Below are 20,475 nucleotides of genomic sequence, written 5' to 3'. Positions count from 1 at the left end.
TGAGGGGAAGGATCGGCCACTGACTGTCCACCAGCTCAACGAACTCCTGCTCATCTGCTCGCTCGTACTGCTCATCGCTGTCGCGGCGGTGCGGATCTCCTCCCGGAGCGGGCTCCCCAGCCTGCTGCTGTATCTCGGGATCGGGGTCGCCATGGGGCAGGACGGCATCGGCAACGTCGCCTTCGACAACGCCGAACTGACCCAGGTGATCGGCTATGCCGCACTCGTGGTGATCCTGGCCGAGGGCGGCCTGGGCACCAAGTGGAAGGAGATCAAACCCGCGTTGCCCGCGGCGGTCGTACTGTCGACCGTCGGCGTCGCGGTGAGCGTGGGCATCACGGCCTCGGCCGCGCACTACCTCGTCGGCCTGGAATGGCAGCAGGCCCTCATCATCGGCGCCGTCGTCTCCTCCACCGACGCCGCCGCCGTCTTCTCCGTGCTCCGCAAGGTGCCGCTGCCCTCCCGGGTCACCGGCGTCCTGGAGGCCGAGTCCGGCTTCAACGACGCCCCCGTCGTCATCCTCGTCGTCGCCTTCTCCACCGCCGGCCCCGTCGACGCCTGGTACCTGCTGGTCGGCGAGATCGCCCTGGAGCTCGCCATCGGCGTCGCCGTCGGCCTCGCCGTCGGCTTCCTCGGCGCCTATGGACTGCGTCACATCGCGCTGCCCGCCTCCGGTCTCTACCCGATCGCCGTCATGGCCATCGCCGTCGTCGCCTACGCCGCCGGCGCCATGGCCCACGGCTCGGGCTTCCTCGCCGTCTACCTGGCCTCGATGGTGCTCGGCAACGCCAAACTGCCGCACGCCCCCGCCAACCGGGGCTTCGCCGAGGGCCTCGGCTGGATCGCGCAGATCGGCATGTTCGTCCTGCTCGGCCTGCTCGTCACCCCGCACGAGCTCGGCAACGACTTCTGGCCGGCCGTGATCATCGGCCTCGTCCTCACCATGGTCGCCCGCCCCATGGAGGTCTTCGTCAGCCTCCTCCCCTTCCGCATCCCCTGGCAGGAGCAGGCCCTGATGTCCTGGGCCGGCCTGCGCGGAGCGGTGCCCATCATCCTCGCCACCATCCCGATGGTCTCGGGGATCGAGGGCAGCGAGCGGATCTTCAACATCGTCTTCGTGCTCGTGGTCGTCTACACCCTGGTCCAGGGCCCGACCCTGCCCTGGCTGGCCAAGGCCCTCAAACTGGGCGACTCGGCCGAGGCCGCCGACCTCGGCGTCGAGTCCGCCCCCCTGGAGCGGCTGCGCGGACACCTGCTCTCCGTCGCCATCCCGGAGAAGTCCAAGATGCACGGCGTCGAGGTCGCCGAGCTCCGGCTCCCGGCCGGCGCCGCCGTCACCCTGGTCGTCCGCGAGGACGCCAGCTTCGTCCCCGGTCCCGCCACCGTGCTGCGCCGCGGGGACGAGCTGCTGGTGGTCGCCACCGACCCCGTGCGCGACGCCACCGAGCGCCGGCTGCGCGCGGTCGGCCAGGGCGGCAAGCTGGCCGGCTGGCTGGGCACCGGCGGCGCCACCGCCATCGCCGCCCCGGAACGCTCCCGAGGCTCGTTTCCCAACCCGTTCCGGCGAACATCCGGTTAATCCCAGGCATTAATTCGGGTCGGAGGGCGCTTTCCCAGGCGGGAAGACGCCCTCCCCTGTACCATGAAGGCACACTTGATCGAACCAACTCTGCCTGACGCAGAGCTGGCGCGACCGTATGGCGGCCAGGCGCCCTCCACCATCGTGGGGCCAGGTATCTACCGCAGTTCCGCGCAAGAGGACAGCTCTCGGCGATACCCGCACCACCCGTGCACGGGCCCGCTACCAGGCGGCGGAAAGGCATGGACCGTGGAGTCCACGGTCGTCCCCGAGAAGCGGCCCGGATACGGCGCGCTGCTTCGCACTCCGGGGGCTCTCTCCTTCGTTCTGCCCGGCTTCGCGGCCAGGCAGCCCTTCGCGATGCTGACCATCGGCATCGTGCTGCTCGTCCAGCACACCACCGGCTCCTACGGCAGCGCGGGTGCCGTGGCCGCCGTGACCGGCGTCTCCATGGCGCTGTTCGCCCCCCAGACCGGCAAGCTGGCCGACCGCTTCGGCCAGCGGGCCGTCCTGATCCCCGGTGTACTCGTCCACACCGCCTCGGTCTCCCTCCTCGTCGCGCTGGCCCTGGCCGGCGCCCCGATGTGGGCCCTGTTCCTGGCGGCCGTCCCCGCCGGTGCCTCCGTCCCGCAGGTCGGCCCCATGGTCCGGTCCCGCTGGGCCGCCAAGCTGGACGGCACGCCCCTGATGTCCACCGCGGCGGCCTTCGAATCGGTCACCGACGAGTTCACCTTCGTCGTCGGACCGGTCCTCGCCACCGCCCTGTGCACCGGCGTGCACCCGGCCGCCGGCCTGATCGCCGAGGCCACCCTCACCCTGATCGGCGGCCTGTTCTTCGCCGCCCAGCGCAGCACCCAGCCCGCCTTCGGCGTGGCCGCCGCCGGCCTCACGGACGGCGAGCCGCACCGCTCGGCCCTCTCCATCCCCGGCGTCCGGGTCCTCGCCGTCGCCCTCCTCGGCATCGGCTCGGTCTTCGGCGGGATGCAGGTCTCCCTCACGGCCTTCAGCCAGGAGATCGGCAACCCCGGTGCCAACGGTCTGCTGTACGGCATCTTCGCCGCCGGCAACATGATCGCCGGCATCGCCGTCGGCACCATCGCCTGGAAGATGGGCCCGCGCCGCCGGCTGATCCTCGGCTACGTCGGTCTCACCATCGCCGCCTCCCTCCTGTGGACCACGCACTCCGTGCTGCTGCTCGGCGCGCTCGGCCTGATCGTGGGTCTGTGCATCGCCCCGGCCCTGATCACCGCGTACACGATCGTCGAGACCCTGGTCCCGGCCTCGTCCCGCACCGAGGCCTTCACCTGGCTCACCGGCGCGGTCGCGCTCGGCCAGGCCGCCGCCGTCACCATCGCCGGCCGACTGGCCGACGCTCACGGCGCGAGCACCGGTTTCCTGGTGCCGATGGCGGGCACCGTGCTCGCCCTCATCACCCTGATCACCCTGCGCTCCCGGCTCCGTCCGCGCACCACGGGCCTCGTCGCCGCGCGTGGCATGGGTCACCGAGTTCCCGTGACGGTGGACTGAACCGGCGGAATACGTCACTATGGATCGTCGTTAGCACTCGATGAGTGTGAGTGCCAGGAGGAAGACAAGTGCCGACCTACCAGTACCAGTGCACCGAGTGCGGCGAGGGCCTCGAGGCGGTGCAGAAGTTCACGGATGACGCTCTGACCGAGTGCCCGAACTGCAAGGGACGCCTGAAGAAGGTGTTCTCGGCCGTCGGCATCGTGTTCAAGGGCTCCGGCTTCTACCGGAACGACAGCCGTGGCTCGTCGTCCAGCAGCTCGCCGGCCGCGTCGAAGTCCTCTTCGTCGTCGTCCTCCACCTCGTCGTCTTCTTCTTCGTCGACGTCGACCCCTTCGGCTTCGTCCTCCTCGGACTCGAAGCCGGCGGCCTCGTCGAGCTCCACTTCGGCGGCCTGATCCACCTTTCCCGCGCTGCCCTGCCGATCACCGTCGGCAGGGCATCTCGCGTTTTCCCGGGCGGCCTGCGGCTAGGGTGACCGCCATGACGAGCGACGTGTTCGCGGACATCGGTGTGATCGGCGGTTCGGGGTTCTACTCCTTCCTGGACGATGTGACCGAGGTGCCGGTCGACACCCCGTACGGCAGCCCCAGCGACTCCCTCTTCCTCGGCGAACTCGCCGGCCGACGGGTCGCCTTCCTCCCCCGGCACGGCCGCGGACACAGCGTGCCTCCGCACCGGATCAACTACCGCGCCAACCTCTGGGCCCTGCGCTCGGTCGGCGTCCGGCAGGTCCTCGGGCCCTGCGCGGTGGGCGGTCTGCGCGAGGAGTACGGCCCCGGCACCCTCATCGTGCCCGACCAGCTGGTCGACCGGACGAAGGCCCGCGCGCAGACCTACTTCGACGGGGAGCCACGCCCGGACGGGGCCGTCCCGAACGTGGTCCACGTCACCTTCGCCGACCCCTACTGCCCCGACGGGCGCAGGGTCGCCCTCAAGGCCGCCCGGGGACGGGGCTGGGAACCCGTCGACGGCGGCACGATGGTCGTCGTCGAGGGCCCGCGCTTCTCCACCCGCGCCGAGTCGCGGTGGCACGCGGCCGCGGGTTGGTCGATCGTCGGCATGACCGGCCACCCCGAGGCCGTACTCGCCCGGGAACTGGGACTCTGCTACACCTCCTTCGCTCTGGTGACGGATCTGGACGCCGGCGCGGAGACGGGGGACGGCGTCTCGCACTCCGAGGTCCTGCGGGTGTTCGGCGAGAACGTGGGCCGGCTGCGTGAGGTGCTCTTCGACGCGGTGGGCGCGCTCCCCGCGTCGGCCGACCGGGACTGCCTGTGCACCCGGGCCCACGACGGGTGGGACCTGGGGATCGAACTGCCCTGACCTCGCGGCGGGGTGAGGAGCACGCCGCGGGACCGGACTCGTTCAAGCGTCGCGGACGCCGTCGCACGGCGGCAATCGCTCGCGGGGGTGAGGAAGTTGTCCACAGCGGCCCGCTCGTCCACAGCCCCGAGCGGGATCGCGGCGAGGGCGGGATGGTGAGTGCGGTTCGCCGGACGGTCCGGCGGACGGCTCATGTCACGACGGGCGGTATCCGCGATGAACTCCGACTCCTGTCTCCCCCATACCCGCGCCTCGGTCCCCGCGCCGTGCGGCGTCCCCGCGTTCGATCCGCTGCGGGTGCGCGGCGGCCGGCTCCGGCTGCGGCGTGCCCTGCGGCGCAGGCGGCTGGCCCCGGCCGCGGTGCTGGCGCTGACGGCCGCGACGCTGGCGGCGGCCGGCGCGGCCGGGGCCGACGACCTGGCCGCCCCGCCGCCGCCCCGTCCCCCGGCGCAGGAGCGGCACCGGCCGCCCGTCGCGCCCCTGGTGTCGGCCCCGGTGCGGATCGCCGACGCGGAGACCGTGCGGCTGCTGCGGCCCGGCGACCGGGTGGACGTGATCGCCGCTCCGGGCGCGGCACCTGGCGCCGCGGGGCGGGCCGACGAGGCGCGGGTGGTGGCCTCGGGCGTCCGGGTGGCCGAGGTGCCGGACCCGGGCGGGACTCCTTCGGGCGACGGCGCGTTGGTGGTCCTGTCCCTTCCCCGGTCGACGGCGGCCGAGCTCGCCGGTGCGGGCATGACGTCCCAACTGGCGGTGATCGTGTGCTGATTCGCACTGACGCCCTGTCAAGTCACCATCCCGTGTGTACGGATTGGACGCCCCTGCGCCGATCGCGGCGTAATGGCTCCGCACACTGCACACAAGACGAAGGGCACCACGGTGAGCGCGAAGAAGGAAAGCGTGCTGGAGGGCTTCAAGGCCTTCCTCATGCGGGGCAATGTCATCGACCTGGCCGTGGCGGTCGTCATCGGTGCCGCGTTCACCAACATCGTGAACTCGGTGGTGAAGGGCATCATCAACCCGATCGTCGGCGCCTTCGGCACCAAGGACCTGGAGAGCTACAAGTCCTGCCTCAAGGCCCCGTGCAAGGTCGTGAACGGCGAGATGCAGGGCATCCAGCTGGAGTGGGGCCTGGTCCTCAGCGCCATCCTCAGCTTCATCATCACCGCGGCCGTCGTCTACTTCCTGATGGTGCTGCCGATGGCCAAGGTGCTGGCCAAGCGCGCCGCGCACGAGAAGGCGAAGGAAGGCGTCCAGGAGACCATGGAGATCAGCGAGCTGGAGGTGCTCAAGGAGATCCGCGACACGCTGGTCGCGCAGCGGGGTCCGTCCTCCGGCGCGGGCACCGGGGCGCACCCCACCTCCTGACCGACGGCCCGCGCCGGCGTCAGAGGTGGTGCGGCGGCTTCTCGTCGAGGAAGCGCGCGAGGTCGGCGGCGCTGTCGCCGCCGGCGGGAGGCCGCTCGCCCCAGCCCCGGTCCGTGTCGTCCGCGGACTGCTGGTCCAGCGGATCGTCGAAGACCAGCGCCGGCCTGGGCCGGGGATCGGGTCGCGAGTCGGACTGCTTCGCTGCGCGCGGTCCGGGGTCGGGGGCGGTGCTCATGTCTTCAGGGTACGCCGGGGCCCCCGCCCCGTACCGGCCCGTCCGGGGGTCTCGCGGGGCGGGCGCGGGGGCGGGTCAGCGGTCCTTCGGGTCGAGCCGCCACAGTCCGAGGACCACGAGGAACGACAGGACGAGGAAGCCCGCGCCCCACCAGGCGGTGCCGGTGTCGCCGGCCATCCACTCGTCGACCACGATCGTCAGACCCCACAGCTGGCCCACGACGACGGTGAGGGCCAGCACCAGGCGGGCGGTGAGCTTGGAGGAGCGTTCGGGCTCCTGCTCGCTCCCGGCGCCCGGGCCGGGGCCGGTGTTCCGGATCCGGGGGTCGCCGTAGCCGCTGGTGGGGCGGATCTGGGGGTAGCGCTCGTGGACCGGGCGGTTGAGCCGCGGCTGGGCGCTCCCGGGGGTGTAGGCGGGCCGGGGCGGGGGCTCCGGCGGGTGGCCCGGGGCGGCCGGGTCCTTGGGGAAGGGGGTGTCGGTCATGTCCGGCGGCTCCTCTCCAGGGTGCTGTCGAGCGGGCTGCCGCCGCCGGCACCGGGGCAGCCGAGGCGCCCCGCGAGCCCGGGACGGTCCTCGCCCAGCTGGCGGCAGAGCCCTTCCTGGACGCTCTCGCCGGAGCGTGTGGTGCCGACGGCCCAGACACTGCCGTCGGTGCCTTCGACGAGGAGGACCTTGGGCAGCGGCCGGGGCGGCGGGCCCGCGGTCACCTCGCCGGTGCGGGCGTCGAAGATCCCCTCGTGGCAGGGGCAGTACAGCTCGCCCTCGCTCCCCCGGTCCTTGCGCCAGAGCACGGCGCAGGCCAGGTGGGTGCAGACGGCGGAGTAGCCGGCGAGGGTGCCGTCCGCGAGGCGGATGGCCACGGCGCGGTCCTCGTCCTCCGGGTAGCGGAAGGCGATCGACTCGCCGGGCGGGAGCGAGTCGGCGATCTTCTTGGGTTCGGGGGCCCCGTCGCTGTCGCCGTGGCGGTGCAGGATGCCGGAGGCGACGCCGATGCCGCCGACAGCGAGGCCGCCTGAGACGGTGGCGACGATCCGCAGGTAGTCGCGGCGGGTGGTGAGGGAGTCGGCCGAGACCCGGTCGCGGAGGGCCGCCTGGGCGGCGTCGGGCGCTTCGGCGTCGGGTGCCTCGGTGCCGGGGTCGGGGGGCTGTTCGGTGAGGCTCATCGGACGTCCACTCCGTTGACTTCGACGATGGGCAGACCGCCGGGGACCGGCCATTGGACCTTGTCGGCGGGGACGACCATCGCCACGCCGGTGGAGACGGTGGTGGCGCCGAAGGTGAAGGAGTCGGCGACCTGGACGCCGGGGCGTTCGGCGCGCAGCTCCTCAAGAGTCCCGTAGAAGAGGGCGCCGGTGGGGCAGACGGTGGCGCACATGGGGGCGAGGCCGTAGGCGGTGCGGTCGTAGCAGAGGTTGCACTTCATCTGCAGCTTCGCCTGGAGGTCGATCTTCGGGACACCGAACGGGCAGGCGTTGACGCAGTTGGCGCAGCCGATGCAGCGGCTGGTGTCGGCCTGCTGCACGACACCGTCGGCGGTGACGAGGATGGCGTCGGCGGGGCAGACCTCGGCGCAGGGGGCGACCGGGTCCTCGCAGTGCATGCAGACGGTGGGGAGGGAGGCGACGGAGCGCCCCTCGTCGGGGTAGTCGAGGTGGATCATCGACTTGCCGCGGTGCGAGTCGCATTCGCGGCAGGCGGAGACGCAGGCCTGGCAGCCGATGCAGCGGCCGGGGTCGATGAAAATGGTGCGGCCCATCATGTGCGTGTCAGCTCCTCTCCGAGGTGCCTCGGCCCTGGGGGGCCGAGGGGGGCAGGGGGTCGTCGCGGGAGACCTGGGTCTCCGGGTAGGCGAGCTGGCCGGGGGCGGTGGGGGGCGCGGGGACCTCGTCGACGCGCTCGGCCGGCTCGACGCGGGCGGCGCAGACCTTGTACTCGGGGATCTTGGAGCGCGGGTCGAGGGCGTCGATGGTCAGTGCGTTGGCCGAGGTGGGCACGGGCCAGTGGTACGGGATGAACAGGGTGTCGGGGCGGATGGCTTCGGTGACCAGGGCGGGGAAGACCTCGCTGCCGCGGCGGGTGACGACGCGGACCGGGTCGCCGTTGCGGAAGCCGAGGGCGGGGTGGACCTCCACCCAGGGGCGGGGGGTCTGTTCGACGAGGGCGCCCAGGCGGCGGGTCTGGTTGCCGGAGAGGAAGTGGGCGACGGTGCGCCCGGTGGTCAGGGAGAGGGGGTATTCCTCGCTGTAGGGGTCCATGGGCGGGTGCCATTCGACGACCTGGAGGTGGATCTTGCCGTCGGGGTGGTAGGTCCGGCCGTCCTCGAAGAGGCGGGGGGTGCCGGGGTGCCGGGTGTCGGGGCAGGGCCAGGCGATGCCGCCGGTCTCCTCCAGCCGCTCGTAGGTGATGCCGTAGTAGTCGTTGACCGTGCCGGCGGAGGCGACGCGCAGCTCCTCGAAGACGGCGCGCGAGTCGGGGAAGTCGAATTTGTCGGCGACGCCGAGGCGCTTGGCGAGTTCGCAGATGACCCAGGTGTCGGTGCGGACGCCGGCGGGCGGTTCCTGGGCCTTGTTGTGCTTGACGACGCGGGCCTCGGCGTTGGCCATGACGCCTTCGTCCTCGGCCCAGACGGTGACGGGGAAGACGACGTGGGCGTTGGCCGCGGTCTCGGAGAGGAAGAAGTCGAACTGGGCGTGGAACTCGGCGGTGTCGTAGCCGTCCTTGACGGTGGCGTAGTTGGGGAGGGAGACGAAGGGGTTGTTGCAGATGCCGATGAGGCCGCGGATCTCGCGGCGCTGCATCTGCCAGACCATCTCCATCATGGAGGTGCCGGCCGGGGGCAGTTCGGCCTCGTCGATGCCCCAGATCTCGCAGATCTGGCGGCGGTGTTCGGGGTTGGAGATGTTCCGGCCGCCGGGGAGCATGTCGGACTTCTGGCCGTGCTCGCGTCCGCCCTGGCCGTTGCCCTGTCCGGTGATGGTGCCGTAGCCGGCGCCGGGGCGGCCGATGTGTCCGGCGGCGACGCAGAGGTTGATGATCGACAGGCAGTTCTCGACGCCCTGGGAGTGGTGTTCGACGCCTCGGGCGTGCCAGGCCATGGCCCGGTCGGCGCCGGCGAACATGCGGGCGACCTGGCGGATCTGCTCCTCGGGGACGCCGCAGATCTCGGCCGAGCGGGCGGGCGGGTAGTCGGCGACGGTCCGCTTGACCTCGTCCCAGCCGGTGGTGTGCGCGGCGAGGTACGCCTCGTCGGTGAGGCCCTCGGCGACGACGACGTGGAGGACGGCGTTGAAGAAGGCGGAGTCGGTGCCGGGCTTGAGGGCGACGTGGACGTCGGCGGTGCGGGCGATGGGGGTCTCGCGCGGGTCGACGACGATCAGGGTGGCGCCCCGGTCCCGGGCGCCCCAGAGGTACTGGGTCATCACGGGGAAGCACTCGCCGACGTTGGAGCCGGCGATCAGCAGGCAGTCGGTGAGGAGGATGTCGGAGAAGGGGTTGCCGGCCCGGTCGATGCCGAAGGCGAGCTTGTTGGCGCCGGCGGCGGAGACCATGCAGAGCCGCCCGTTGTAGTCGACGTGCCGGCTCTTCAGGGCGACCCGGGCGAACTTGCCGACGAGATAGGTCTTCTCGGAGAAGAGGCTGGCGCCGCCGAGCAGGCCGAAGGCGTCGTTGCCGTAGGTGTCCTGGATGCGGCGGATCTCGGAGACGGTGAAGTCGAGCGCCTCCTCCCAGCTGACCTCGCGGAAGGCCTCGTCGCGGCTGCGGCGCATGAGCGGGGCGGTGAGCCGGTCGGGGTGGTTGACCTGCTGGTAGGCGTTGATGCCCTTGGGGCAGAGCCGCATCCGGTTGATGTCGTGGTTGCGGGGCTCGACGCCGAAGACCTTCCCGGAGTGGTCGACCCGCAGGTACATGCCGCACTGGACGCCACAGAAGCAGCAGTGGGTGGGGACGAGGGTCTCGCCGTTCTGGTCGGCGTGCCAGCGGTCGGCGGGGATGCCTCCGGCGTCGCGGAAGTTCCGGGTGCCGGGCGGGGCGACGGAGGGGTCGATGGGGAGCGGCTGCCCGGCCTGCGCGTGCGTCACTTGTAGCCCTTCTTGACGTGGGTGAGGTAGGCGTTGCCGCGCAGGACGCGCTTGCAGCGGGGGCAGTACTCGGCCCATTCGTCGAAGTCGAGGCGGAGGTCGCGCATGGTGCCCTTGAGGTTCTCGACGTAGGGGGCGGCGTCGATGGGCTCGCCGCAGCGGCGGCAGGCGAGGAGGCCGTCCTCCGCGCCGGGATGGGCGGGTGGAACGGGTGGGCTCGTCGTGGCGGCGCCTGCCGCCGTCGGGTCCGCGCCCCCGGGTCCGGCCGGGCCCGCCGCCGTCTCCGCCATCGGCGTGGCGCCCGTGCCGGCGGCCACCGCTTCCATGGCGGCCACCTCGTCGGGGCTCGCCGCCGCCTTCTGCCGGGCCGTGTACTTGAACAGCTGCATCCCGACGGCCGCCGGGCGCTGCACGATGTGGAAGAACTTCCCGAACGGGATGTAGATCAGGGTGAAGACCACCGAGACCATGTGGAGGATCGCCAGGAACTGGTAGCCGCCACCGTGCAGGAAGATCGAGGAGAAGGTGAGCAGCAGGCCGGTCACCGAGATCACGATGAGGGCGATCAGCGGGATCAGGTCGTAGGCGAAGCGCTGGCCGGTGATGGCGCCGCGGTCCCGCATGCGGCGCCAGAGGAAGTAGGAGGCGCCGGGGATGACGAGGACGGCGGCGACGTCCAGGCCGTGGAACATCAGCCAGCCGATGATGTTCAGCGAGTCGAAGCCGAGGACCTTGAAGCCCCAGATCCGCATCTCGTAGCCGGGGCCCGAGCCGGTGGCCGAGGTGAAGGTGAACCAGCCCCAGGTCAGCGGGAAGGTGATCAGGGCGGCGAGCACGCAGCCCCAGAAGATCAGCTGGTGGGCGGCCCAGCGGGCGTGCGAGCGGGCGCCGAGGAACTTCTGGAAGCCGAGATAGGTGGCGATCATCCGGGGCAGGGCGGTGGGCGCCCGGCGGAAGTTCTCGACGGAGAAGAAGGCGCTCCAGCCCTGCCGGAACAGGCGCCGGGCGCCGGGCGCGGAGATCCACACGGTGTAGCGGTAGGCGATGCCGAAGGCGAGGAAGACCGTGGCGACCGCGTACGGCAGCAGGGCCGAGTCGAAATCGCGGAGCAGCCGGCTGCCCAGCACGATCGCGAGGATCAGCAGGAGGGAGACGACGACCCCCGCCAGGCTCGCGCGGCGGCGTACCTGGGCGGGGGTCTGCGGCGGCGGGGCGGCGGGGGCGGTCGGCGTTCCGGCGGCGGCCTGGGGCGGCTCGGCGGGTGCCTGCGGTGGCTCGGTCACGCGGTCACCGTAGGGCGAGTGGTTCGCGTTTGTCCTGTTTTGCTATGCAGCCGGGTGAGCGTCCACCCGGCTGCCCGCGGGCGCCTGGTCAGGGCGGCCCGCACGTCCCTCACACGGCGTAGAGCCCGTGGGACAGGAAGACCTCGCGCACGGCGGTGACCTGCTCGGGGGTCGGCGACGGGGTGTCGTGGAGGGTGAAGGGCTTGGCGAGTGCCTGCCACTTCGCTTCGCCGAGCTTGTGGAAGGGAAGGACATCCACGCGGGAGACATTGCCGAGACCTGCGGCGAAGGCGGCGACTCCCTCGACGTTCGCGGGGTCGTCGGTCAGCCCCGGGACGAGCACGAAGCGGACGTGGACCTCCTGGCCGAGGTCGGCGAGACGCCGGGCGAAGTCCAGCGTCGGCCGCAGCGGCCGGCCGGTCACCTTCTTGTACGTCTCCGGGTCCCAGGACTTGATGTCGAGAAGGACCAGGTCGGTGTCGCGCAGCAGGGCGTCGGTGGCGCGCACGCCCAGGAAGCCCGAGGTGTCCAGGGCCGTGTGCAGCCCGAGCTCGTGCTTCATCCGGTGCAGGAGCTCACCGGTGAAGACGGGCTGGAGCAGGGGTTCGCCGCCCGAGACGGTGGCCCCGCCGCCGGACGCCGAGATGAAGCGGGTGTACTTGCTCGCCTCCGCGATCACGTCGTCGGCCGAGGTGCGCTTGCCGTTGCGCATCCGCCAGGTGTCGGGGTTGTGGCAGTACAGGCATGTGAGGGGGCAGCCCGAGAGGAAGGTGACGAAGCGGGTGCCGGGGCCGTCGACGCCGGTGGACAGGTCCCAGGAGTGCACGGAGCCCTCCGAGGGCCGCTGCGTGGCCGCGGCTGCCAGGGTGGCGGGAAGGGTCGGAATGTCCGAGCCGAGGAGCACAGTCATGGCAGGGCCTCCTGTCCGGGCGGATGGAAGTAGAGGTGGTGCGGGGGAGGTACGGGGGTGAAGCGGTGGTGCGGCCGGGCCGGCCGGTGAGGGCCGGCCCGGGTCGGGAGTCGCGCGCGGCTCCGGGGCCCGGGTGAGGGTCGAGGGTTCGGGCCCCGGGGCCGCGCGGTCTGGGGCGGGCCGGCCGGTGAGGGCCGGCCCGGGGATCACAGGGACGCGTGGAAGGTGCGGTTCAGTACGTCGAGCTGCTGCTCGCGGGTGAGCCGGACGAAGTTCACCGCGTATCCGGAGACCCGGATGGTGAGCTGCGGGTAGTTCTCCGGGTGCTCCATCGCGTCCATCAGCACGTCCCGGTTGAGGACGTTGACGTTCATGTGGAAGCCGTCGCTGGCCATGTAGCCGTCGAGGACACCGGCGAGGTTCTTGATCCGCTCCTCGGGGGTGCGGCCCAGACCGTCCGGGGTCACCGTGTTGGTCAGCGAGATGCCGTCCTCGGCGTCCTCGTACGGGAGCTTGGCGACCGACAGGGCCGAGGCCACGTAGCCGTGGGTGTCGCGGCCGTTCATCGGGTTGGCGCCCGGGGAGAAGGGCTCGCCGGCGCGGCGCCCGTCGGGGGTGTTGCCGGTCTTCTTGCCGTAGACGACGTTGGAGGTGATCGTCAGGACGGACTGGGTGTGCTCGGCGTTGCGGTAGGTCGGGTGCTTGCGCACCTTCTTCATGAACTCCTCGACCAGCCAGACGGCGATCTCGTCGACGCGCTCGTCGTTGTTGCCGTACGCCGGGAAGTCGCCCTCGACCGTGTAGTCGGTGGCCAGGCCGGTCTCGTCGCGCACCGGGGTGACCTTGGCGTACTTCACCGCGGCCAGCGAGTCGGCGGCCACCGAGAGGCCGGCGATGCCGCAGGCCATGGTGCGGCGCACGTCGCGGTCGTGGAGCGCCATCTCGATGCGCTCGTAGGCGTACCGGTCGTGCATGTAGTGGATGACGTTCAGCGCGTGGACGTAGACGTCCGCCAGCCACTCCATCTGCTCGTCGAACTTGCTCATGAGCTCGTCGTAGTCGAGCACGTCCGCGGTGATGGCACCGGTGGCCGGGCCGACCTGCGCGCCGGACTTCTCGTCGCGACCGCCGTTGATCGCGTAGAGGAGGGTCTTGGCGAGGTTCACGCGGGCGCCGAAGAACTGCATCTGCTTGCCGACCGGCATCGCCGAGACGCAGCAGGCGATCGCGGTGTCGTCGCCGAAGCGCGGGCGCATCAGCTCGTCCGACTCGTACTGCACCGAGGAGGTGTCGATCGAGACCTTGGCGCAGAACTCCTTGAAGCCCTGGGGGAGCTGCGGCGACCAGAAGACGGTCATGTTCGGCTCGGGGGCCGGGCCGAGGTTGTACAGGGTCTGGAGGTAGCGGAAGGAGGTCTTGCTGACCAGCGGACGCCCGTCCTCGCCCATGCCGGCGATGGACTCGGTGACCCAGGTCGGGTCGCCGGAGAACAGCTCGTCGTACTCGGGGGTGCGCAGGAAGCGGACGATGCGCAGCTTGATGATGAAGTCGTCGACCAGCTCCTGGGCCTGCTCCTCGGTGAGGAGGCCGGCCTCGAGGTCGCGCTGGAGGAAGACGTCGACGAAGGTCGAGGTGCGGCCCAGCGACATCGCGGCGCCGTTCTGCTCCTTCACGGCGGCCAGGTAGGCGAAGTACAGCCACTGGATGGCCTCGCGGCCGGTGGCGGCGGGGCCGGAGATGTCGTAGCCGTAGGAGGCGGCCATGGCCTTCAGCTCGCCGAGGGCGCGCATCTGCTCGGAGAGCTCCTCGCGCAGCCGGATGGTCTCCTCGAGCGAACGGTGACCGGCGGGGAGGGCGTTGAGCTCCGCCTTCTCCTCCTTCTTCACCGCGATGAGGCGGTCGACGCCGTAGAGGGCCACGCGGCGGTAGTCGCCGATGATCCGGCCTCGGCCGTAGGCGTCCGGGAGACCGGTGACGATGCCGGCCTTGCGGGCGGCGCGGATCTCGGGGGTGTACGCGTCGAAGACACCGGCGTTGTGGGTCTTGCGGTACTCGGTGAAGACCTTCTCCAGCTCCTCGGAGACCGGGTAGCCGTAGGTCTCCAGGGCACCGGCGACCATGCGCCAGCCGCCGTACGGCATGATCGCGCGCTTGAGCGGCGCGTCCGTCTGCAGACCGACGATCAGGTCCTTGTCGCGGTCGATGTAGCCGGGGGCGTGGGCCGTGATGGTCGAGGGGATGTCGTACGAGACGTCGTAGACGCCCTTCGCGCGCTCCTCCGGGAACTTGTCCGTGATCGCCTTCCACACGGCGGTGGTCCGCTCGGTGGGGCCGGCGAGGAAGGAGTCGTCGCCCTCGTACGGCGTGTAGTTCTGCTGGATGAAGTCACGGACGTCGATGGCGTCGCGCCAGAGGCCGCCCTTGAAGCCCTTCCAGGCTCCCTCGTTCACCGTCGCTTCAGCAGGGGTCGCAGTCATTGCCCGCACCGCCTTCTCGATCGTTCGACTTCGCTTCGTTGCTTGCTTCCATTGCACTCCTTTTGATCGATCAAAGGGGGCGGCAATGGTCACCAGTCGATGGCCGTAGGTCCCGTTTCGGGCATGGGAGAAGGCCCCGCCTGCGGCGGGGCCTTCTGTACACGCGCGTGCTCGCGGAGGGGTCGGTCAGCTGGGGGCCTCCGCGCCCTTGCGGGCGTAGAACCACCAGGCCACGACGGTGCAGCTCGCGTAGAAGGCGACGAATCCCCACATCGCGCTGGTCACGGCCACCGAGCCGAACAGGGCCGGGATGAAGAAGAAGCCGTAGGCCGCGATGGCCGAGGTGAAGCCGGTGACCGCGCCGGACTCCATTTCCGCCTGCTTGAGGGCCTTGGCGTACTCCGGGGTGCCCTCCGTGAGGCCCTTCAGGTGGGTGCCTCGGAAGATCACCGGGATCTGCCGGAAGGTCGAGCCGTTGCCGATGCCGGAGAAGAGGAAGGCCGCGAGGAAGCAGAAGAAGAAGCCGTAGAACGAGCCGCCGTCACCGCCCGAGGGCAGGAAGTTGATCACGCCGATGATGGAGACCGCCATGCCCACGAAGGACAGGATCGTCACCCGGGCGCCGCCCCACTTGTCCGCGATCCAGCCGCCCGCCCACCGGGCGAGGGCGCCGACCGCCGGGCCCATCCAGGCGTAGGTGGCGACGGAGTAGTCCGGGAAGGTCGTCTTGATCAGCATCGGGAGCGCCGCGGCGAAGCCGATGAAGGAGCCGAAGGTGCCGACGTACAGCCAGGTCATCAGCCAGTTGTGCTTGCGCTTGAAGATGACCTTCTGCTTGCTGAAGGGGGTGGAGGCCACCTTCAGGTCGTTCTGCCCGAACCAGGCCACGGCCGCGAGCACGATCAGCACGGGCACCCAGATGAAGGCGGCGTTCTGCAGGTAGACGGGGGTCCCGTCGGCCTTGTGCTGGGCGGAGCCGATGGCGATCGTCGACCAGGTGATGACGATCGGGGTCAGCAGCTGGACCACCGAGACGCCCAGGTTGCCCAGGCCGCCGTTGATGCCGGTCGCGCTGCCCTTCTTCGCCTTCGGGAAGAAGAAGCCGATGTTGGCGAGGGAGGAGGCGAAGTTGGCGCCGCCGATGCCGCAGAGCGCGGCGATCGCGACCATCACGCCGTACGGGGTGGAGGGGTCCTGGATCGCGATGCCGAGCCAGATCAACGGCACGATCAGCACCACCGTCGACAGGGCGGTGAAGCGCCGCTGGCCGACCATCGGGCCGAGGAAGGTGTAGAAGATCCGGGCCGTGCCGCCGGTCAGACCGGGGATGGCCGTCAGCCAGAACAGCTGGGAGGTGGAGAAGGAGAAGCCGACGTCCTTCAGGTTGGTCGCGGTGACCGACCACACCTGCCAGACGACGAAGGCCACCAGCAGCGCCGGGACCGCGATCCACAGGTTGCGGTTGGCGACCTTCTTGCCGACCGACTTCCAGAACAGCTCGTTCTCCGGCTCCCAGTCTGTGATGGGCCTGCCGGGGCGGTACTGCTCGGTGTCGTACGAGGCGGGTGCCGGCCCGCCCTTCGTTCTGCTGTCCTGGACCGCGGAACTCATGACTTCCCCTGACTTCTACGAGTGGTACTTGCCCTTCCAGGCTGCGCCGCGCCATAAGGGCGGCGTGAGAGCCGATGGTCGCCGGGGCGTGCGGCCTAGGTCCCGTCAGCCCTGGGCCTTAGGGACCTCCGGCACGGCCAGCAGGGGCAGGGAGACCGAGGGATCGTCCAGGCAGACGCCGGTCCGCAGGTCGAACTCCTGCTTGTGCATCGGCGAGGCCACGACGGGGACACCGTCCCGGGTGCCCATGATCCCGTTGGCGATGACGTCGGCGCCCGAGAACGGGTCCCGGTTGCCCACCGCGTACACCTCGCCCGTGCCGTCCTTGAACAGCGCGGCCTCCGTCCCGTCGGCGAGCACCGCCGCCCGGCCCCGGCCGGGCTCCAGGAACCGCACCTCGGAGACGTGCGGGCTGAAGCGCTCCAGCGCCTCCGGGTCCTCCAGGACGGCCTGCCACTCGTCGCGGTACGCGGCCACGTGCCGCTCCATCTGGGCCTCCAGCTCGGCGCAGATCCCCAGCGAGTCCGCCACCAGCACCTCGCGCAGGTGCTCGATGCCGCCGCCGGTCCCGCCGAGCCGCTCCAGCCACGCGGAGGTGCGCTCCAGGCGCTCGCCGGTGCGGATGTAGTACATGAGGAAGCGGTCGATCAGGGCGAACAGCTCCGCCGCCGACAGGTCCGAGGCCAGCAGGTCCGCGTGGCGCGGGGTGGTGCCGCCGTTGCCGCCGACGTACAGGTTCCAGCCGCCGGCCGTGGCGATCACGCCGATGTCCTTGCCCCGGGCCTCCGCGCACTCGCGCAGACAGCCCGAGACGCCGCCCTTGAACTTGTGCGGGGCGCGCAGGCCCCGGTAGCGCAGCTCCAGGTCGATCGCGAGCTGCACCGAGTCGCCCTGCCCGAAGCGGCAGAACTTGGAGCCGACGCAGGACTTCACCGTCCGCAGCGACTTCCCGTACGCCTGGCCCGACTCGAAGCCCGCGCCGATCAGCCGGCGCCAGATCGCCGGGAGGTCCTCCTTGCGGGCGCCGAACAGGTCGATGCGCTGACCGCCGGTGATCTTGCTGTAGAGGCCGTGGTCACGGGCCACCTCGCCGATCACGATGAGCTGCTCGGCGCTGATCTCGCCGCCCGGGACGCGCGGCACGACCGAGTAGGTGCCGTCCTTCTGGAGGTTGGCGAGGAACAGGTCGTTGGAGTCCTGAAGGGTGGCCTGCTCGCCCTCCAGGACGTGCCGCAGCCCGAGCTCGGGGGCGAGGGTGCCGAGGACGTTGGCGACGACGGGCTTGCAGACCGTGCAGCCGGAGACGCCCGCGGGGCCGCCCTCGGAGCCCGCGGTGCCGTGCCGCTCCATCAGCTCGGTGAAGGAGCGGATGTGCTCGGTCCGGATCAGTTCGTAGAGCTCGGCGCGGCCCAGCTCCGGGAAGTGCTCGCACAGCCCGCGCGGCTTCTCCACACCGGCCGCGTCCAGGACCGCCTGGAGCGTGTTGACGCAGCCGCCGCAGCCCGTGCCCGCCTTGGTGCAGCGCTTGACGCCGCCGACGTCGACCAGCCCGTGCTCGGCGATCGCCTCGCGGACGGCGCCCTTGGTCACGTTGTGGCACGAGCAGACGACCGCGTCGTCCGCGAGGGACTCGGCGCCCGGCAGCTGCCCCGCGCCCTCCCCCGCCGGCATCAGGAACGCCGCCGGCGGCGCCGGGAGCGTCCGGCCCGCGTGCGGCTTCAGCGAGCCGTACGCCTCCGCGTCGCCGACCAGGATGCCGCCGAGGAGCTGGCCCTCCGGGCCCAGCAGCAGCTTCTTGTAGACGCCCTCGCGCCCGTCCGAGAACACGATCTCGGTGGCCTTCGGCACATCGGAGAACGGGTCGCCGAAGGACGCCACGTCCGCCCCGAGCAGCTTCAGCTTCGTCGAGGTGTCGGCGCCGGTGAAGACCGTGTCGCCCTCCCCCGCGAGCCGGTCCGCGACCACCTCGGCCATCTGGTACCCGGGGGCGACCAGGCCGTAGACCCGCCCGTCGCAGGTCTGCGCGCACTCGCCGACCGCGTACACGTACGGGTCGCTGGTCCGGCAGTGCTCGTCCACCGCCACGCCGCCCCGGTCGCCGACCGCCAGCCCCGCCTCCCGCGCGAGCCGGTCCCGGGGGCGCACGCCCGCCGAGAAGACCACCAGGTCGGCGGGGATCCGCTTGCCGTCGGACAGCTTCAGGGAGCGGACCCGGCCGTCGGCGTCCACGTCGACCTCGGCGGCGCCCACGCCGGTGTGCACGGCCACGCCCATCGACTCGATCGTGGCGCGCAGGGCCGCCGCTCCGCCGTCGTCCACCTGGAGCGGCATCAGCCGGGGCGCGAACTCCACGACGTGCGTGGCGAGCCCCAGGGTGCGCAGCGCGCCGGCCGCCTCCAGGCCGAGCAGCCCGCCGCCGATGACGACGCCGCCGCGGATCGCGCCCCGGCTGCCGTCGGCGTTCTCGGCGTACGAGGTGAGGGCGTCGACGTCGTAGAGGGTGCGGTAGGTGAAGCAGCCGGTCGCGTCGGCGCCGGGGATCGGCGGCACGAAGGGGTACGAGCCGGTGGCCATGACCAGCGCGTCGTACGGCACGACCGCGCCGGAGGTGGTGGTGACGGTGCGGGCGGCGGTGTCGATGTGCTCGGCCGGGTCGCCGAGGCGCAGGTCGATGAGGCCCTCGTCGAGGGCGGGCAGGGAGAGGCCGCCGGGCTCGGTGCCGGTGAAGACCGAGGAGAGGTGCACCCGGTCGTACGCGGGCACGTCCTCCTCCGCCAGCACCACCGCGCGCCAGCCCGGCCCGCCGTCGGACCCGGCGAGCGCGCCGCGCTCGGCCAGCGCCTCCAGCAGCCGGTGGCCGACCATGCCGTGGCCTATCAGCACGAGGTTCCGGGTCTGCTGGGCAGGGGCGGCAGCCATGGCGGTCTCCAGTGGGGGTGGCTGGTGGTGGTGCGGTGGGTGTGGCGGCACGGGAGGACTCCCGCGCTCGTCGTCTTCGACGGTAGGGCGGCCCGCCCGCCCGTAGGGCCCCGAAAAGGGCCCGATGCTCCGGGACTTGCGGCCCTGCGGGACGGGACCTGCGGCGGGGGCGGGCGGCGGGGGCGCGGGCATAGCGTGGGCGGTGTGGGGGCCGCGCCGCCGAACGACACCGGCGACGCGGCCCCGGACGGGGTTTCGGGGCGGTGACTCCGGGTCGGGGACCCGGGGCGGGAGAGCTCCGGGTGGACCCGGGTGGGGTTTCGTAATCCGGCGGCATCGCGGAGGCAGTCATGCGGGATCTCGTACTCGCCGTGCACGGCAGCGCCGTGCCCGAGGCAGGGGCGACCGTCGCCCGGCTCGCGGACGCGGTCGGCCGGCTCACCGGCGCGCCCGTCTCCGTCGCGCACCTGGACCACCAGAAGCCGTCCCTGCCGTACGTGCTCGCCGACCGGCCCGGCGCCGTCGTCGTGCCGCTGCTGCTCGGCGACGGCTACCACCGCACCGTGGACATCCCCTCCGTCGCCTGCCACTTCGACTGCACCGTCACCCCCGGTCTGCGCGGCGAACCGGGCGTGGGGCTCGCCCTCCACGACCGGCTGCGCGCCGCCGAGCGGGCGGCCGGCGGTCCCGCCGACGCGGTCGTGGTCGCCGGGGCCGGCTCCTCCCGGCCGGGCGGCAACGACGGCACCCTGCGCGCGCTGGACCAGCTCGCGCGTCTGATCCCGGTCCCGGCGACCGCCGCGTACTGCTCCGCGACGGGCCCGGCGGCGCCGCCGGTCGTGGACGCCGTCGCCTCGCTGCGCGCCCGCGGCTTCCGCCGGATCGCGGTCGCCGCGCACCTGCTGGCCCCCGGCCGCTTCACCCAGGCGCTGGCGGCGCTCCCCGACGTCTGGGCGGTCTCGGCGCCGCTGGCCGACCACCCGCGGATCGCGGGCGCGGTGGCGAAGCGCTACAAGGAGGCCGCGGCGGGACATCCGCCGGTCCCGGCGGGTTTGGCGAGCGGCAGCCGCTGAAGCGGGCGGGTACCGCTGAGCGGCATGGGCCGCTGAAGCGGGCGTGAGCCGCGCGGGGCGCGCGCCGCGCGGGGCGGGTGTCCTGCCTGCC

General features: G+C 71.9%; 17 protein-coding genes. 7 read left to right on the top strand and 10 right to left on the bottom strand.

Annotated features, from left to right (window positions below; all coding sequences use genetic code 11):
• Positions 1-19: 19 nt before the first annotated feature.
• The 6 genes from ACZ6J5_RS19950 (at position 20) to mscL (ending at position 5,797) form a co-directional block, all read left to right on the top strand.
• Entirely contained in the window at positions 20-1,579 is a 1,560-nt protein-coding gene (locus tag ACZ6J5_RS19950) for a potassium/proton antiporter (protein ID WP_469393581.1), read from the top strand.
• 249 nt (positions 1,580-1,828) lie between these two features.
• A complete protein-coding gene (locus ACZ6J5_RS19945; protein ID WP_469393248.1) occupies positions 1,829-3,106 on the top strand; it encodes an MFS transporter in 1,278 nt (425 codons plus the stop codon).
• A 68-nt stretch (positions 3,107-3,174) separates the two neighbouring features.
• The gene (locus ACZ6J5_RS19940; RefSeq protein WP_469393247.1) at positions 3,175-3,504 is read left to right on the top strand and encodes an FmdB family zinc ribbon protein; all 330 of its coding nucleotides are present in this window, start codon (positions 3,175-3,177) and stop codon (positions 3,502-3,504) included.
• An 85-nt stretch (positions 3,505-3,589) separates the two neighbouring features.
• Positions 3,590-4,432: an S-methyl-5'-thioadenosine phosphorylase gene (locus ACZ6J5_RS19935; RefSeq protein WP_469393245.1), complete on the top strand. Its 843-nt coding sequence runs from the start codon at positions 3,590-3,592 to the stop codon at positions 4,430-4,432.
• A 216-nt stretch (positions 4,433-4,648) separates the two neighbouring features.
• Entirely contained in the window at positions 4,649-5,197 is a 549-nt protein-coding gene (locus ACZ6J5_RS19930) for a hypothetical protein (RefSeq protein ID WP_469393243.1), read from the top strand.
• 111 nt (positions 5,198-5,308) lie between these two features.
• Positions 5,309-5,797: a large conductance mechanosensitive channel protein MscL gene (gene mscL, locus ACZ6J5_RS19925; RefSeq protein WP_469393241.1), complete on the top strand. Its 489-nt coding sequence runs from the start codon at positions 5,309-5,311 to the stop codon at positions 5,795-5,797.
• A 19-nt stretch (positions 5,798-5,816) separates the two neighbouring features.
• Here mscL and ACZ6J5_RS19920 read toward each other — a convergent pair whose 3' ends face one another.
• The 10 genes from ACZ6J5_RS19920 to nirB all read right to left on the bottom strand — a co-directional run bounded on the left by ACZ6J5_RS19920 (position 5,817) and on the right by nirB (position 19,311).
• Entirely contained in the window at positions 5,817-6,032 is a 216-nt protein-coding gene (locus ACZ6J5_RS19920) for a hypothetical protein (protein ID WP_469393239.1), read from the bottom strand.
• A gap of 75 nt (positions 6,033-6,107) precedes the next feature.
• Positions 6,108-6,515, bottom strand: coding sequence for a DUF6755 family protein (locus ACZ6J5_RS19915; RefSeq protein ID WP_469393237.1), 408 nt, complete (start codon positions 6,513-6,515; stop codon positions 6,108-6,110).
• The gene (locus ACZ6J5_RS19910; RefSeq protein WP_469393235.1) at positions 6,512-7,195 is read right to left on the bottom strand and encodes a QcrA and Rieske domain-containing protein; all 684 of its coding nucleotides are present in this window, start codon (positions 7,193-7,195) and stop codon (positions 6,512-6,514) included. Before ACZ6J5_RS19910 ends, ACZ6J5_RS19915 begins: the two co-directional genes overlap by 4 nt.
• Positions 7,192-7,791, bottom strand: a complete 600-nt coding sequence (locus ACZ6J5_RS19905) for a 4Fe-4S dicluster domain-containing protein (RefSeq protein WP_469393233.1) — start codon at positions 7,789-7,791, stop codon at positions 7,192-7,194. The genes ACZ6J5_RS19910 and ACZ6J5_RS19905 overlap by 4 nt, the downstream gene beginning before the upstream one ends.
• 7 nt (positions 7,792-7,798) lie before the next feature.
• Positions 7,799-10,111, bottom strand: coding sequence for a molybdopterin oxidoreductase family protein (locus ACZ6J5_RS19900; RefSeq protein WP_469393230.1), 2,313 nt, complete (start codon positions 10,109-10,111; stop codon positions 7,799-7,801).
• Entirely contained in the window at positions 10,108-11,394 is a 1,287-nt protein-coding gene (locus tag ACZ6J5_RS19895; RefSeq protein ID WP_469393228.1) for an MFS transporter, read from the bottom strand. Before ACZ6J5_RS19895 ends, ACZ6J5_RS19900 begins: the two co-directional genes overlap by 4 nt.
• Before the next feature lie 109 nt (positions 11,395-11,503).
• A complete protein-coding gene (gene pflA, locus ACZ6J5_RS19890) occupies positions 11,504-12,304 on the bottom strand; it encodes a pyruvate formate-lyase-activating protein (RefSeq protein ID WP_469393226.1) in 801 nt (266 codons plus the stop codon).
• A gap of 206 nt (positions 12,305-12,510) precedes the next feature.
• A complete protein-coding gene (gene pflB, locus ACZ6J5_RS19885; protein WP_469393224.1) occupies positions 12,511-14,781 on the bottom strand; it encodes a formate C-acetyltransferase in 2,271 nt (756 codons plus the stop codon).
• A gap of 186 nt (positions 14,782-14,967) precedes the next feature.
• Positions 14,968-16,392, bottom strand: a complete 1,425-nt coding sequence (locus ACZ6J5_RS19880) for an MFS transporter (protein WP_469393222.1) — start codon at positions 16,390-16,392, stop codon at positions 14,968-14,970.
• 105 nt (positions 16,393-16,497) lie between these two features.
• Complete coding sequence (gene nirB / locus ACZ6J5_RS19875) at positions 16,498-19,311, bottom strand: nitrite reductase large subunit NirB (RefSeq protein ID WP_469393220.1); 2,814 nt, start codon at positions 19,309-19,311, stop codon at positions 16,498-16,500.
• A gap of 350 nt (positions 19,312-19,661) precedes the next feature.
• Here nirB and ACZ6J5_RS19870 point away from each other — a divergent pair, with 350 nt between their 5' ends.
• Entirely contained in the window at positions 19,662-20,384 is a 723-nt protein-coding gene (locus ACZ6J5_RS19870) for a sirohydrochlorin chelatase (protein ID WP_469393218.1), read from the top strand.
• Positions 20,385-20,475 lie beyond the last annotated feature (91 nt).

Source organism: Streptomyces sp. NPDC042100, from assembly GCF_055582325.1.
Note: the sequence above shows the minus strand (reverse complement) of the source record. Positions and strands in the feature narration are given on the sequence as shown.

What these genes read in the sequence shown, in the direction of transcription:
- ACZ6J5_RS19935 (WP_469393245.1), top strand. Translation starts at nt 3,590, where the DNA reads ATGACGAGCGACGTGTTCGCGGACATCGGTGTGATCGGCGGTTCGGGG.
- ACZ6J5_RS19930 (WP_469393243.1), top strand. Translation starts at nt 4,649, where the DNA reads ATGAACTCCGACTCCTGTCTCCCCCATACCCGCGCCTCGGTCCCCGCG.
- ACZ6J5_RS19920 (WP_469393239.1), bottom strand. Translation starts at nt 6,032, where the DNA reads ATGAGCACCGCCCCCGACCCCGGACCGCGCGCAGCGAAGCAGTCCGAC.
- ACZ6J5_RS19915 (WP_469393237.1), bottom strand. Translation starts at nt 6,515, where the DNA reads ATGACCGACACCCCCTTCCCCAAGGACCCGGCCGCCCCGGGCCACCCG.
- ACZ6J5_RS19910 (WP_469393235.1), bottom strand. Translation starts at nt 7,195, where the DNA reads ATGAGCCTCACCGAACAGCCCCCCGACCCCGGCACCGAGGCACCCGAC.
- ACZ6J5_RS19905 (WP_469393233.1), bottom strand. Translation starts at nt 7,791, where the DNA reads ATGATGGGCCGCACCATTTTCATCGACCCCGGCCGCTGCATCGGCTGC.
- pflA (WP_469393226.1), bottom strand. Translation starts at nt 12,304, where the DNA reads ATGACTGTGCTCCTCGGCTCGGACATTCCGACCCTTCCCGCCACCCTG.
- pflB (WP_469393224.1), bottom strand. Translation starts at nt 14,781, where the DNA reads ATGACTGCGACCCCTGCTGAAGCGACGGTGAACGAGGGAGCCTGGAAG.
- ACZ6J5_RS19880 (WP_469393222.1), bottom strand. Translation starts at nt 16,392, where the DNA reads ATGAGTTCCGCGGTCCAGGACAGCAGAACGAAGGGCGGGCCGGCACCC.
- nirB (WP_469393220.1), bottom strand. Translation starts at nt 19,311, where the DNA reads ATGGCTGCCGCCCCTGCCCAGCAGACCCGGAACCTCGTGCTGATAGGC.
- ACZ6J5_RS19870 (WP_469393218.1), top strand. Translation starts at nt 19,662, where the DNA reads ATGCGGGATCTCGTACTCGCCGTGCACGGCAGCGCCGTGCCCGAGGCA.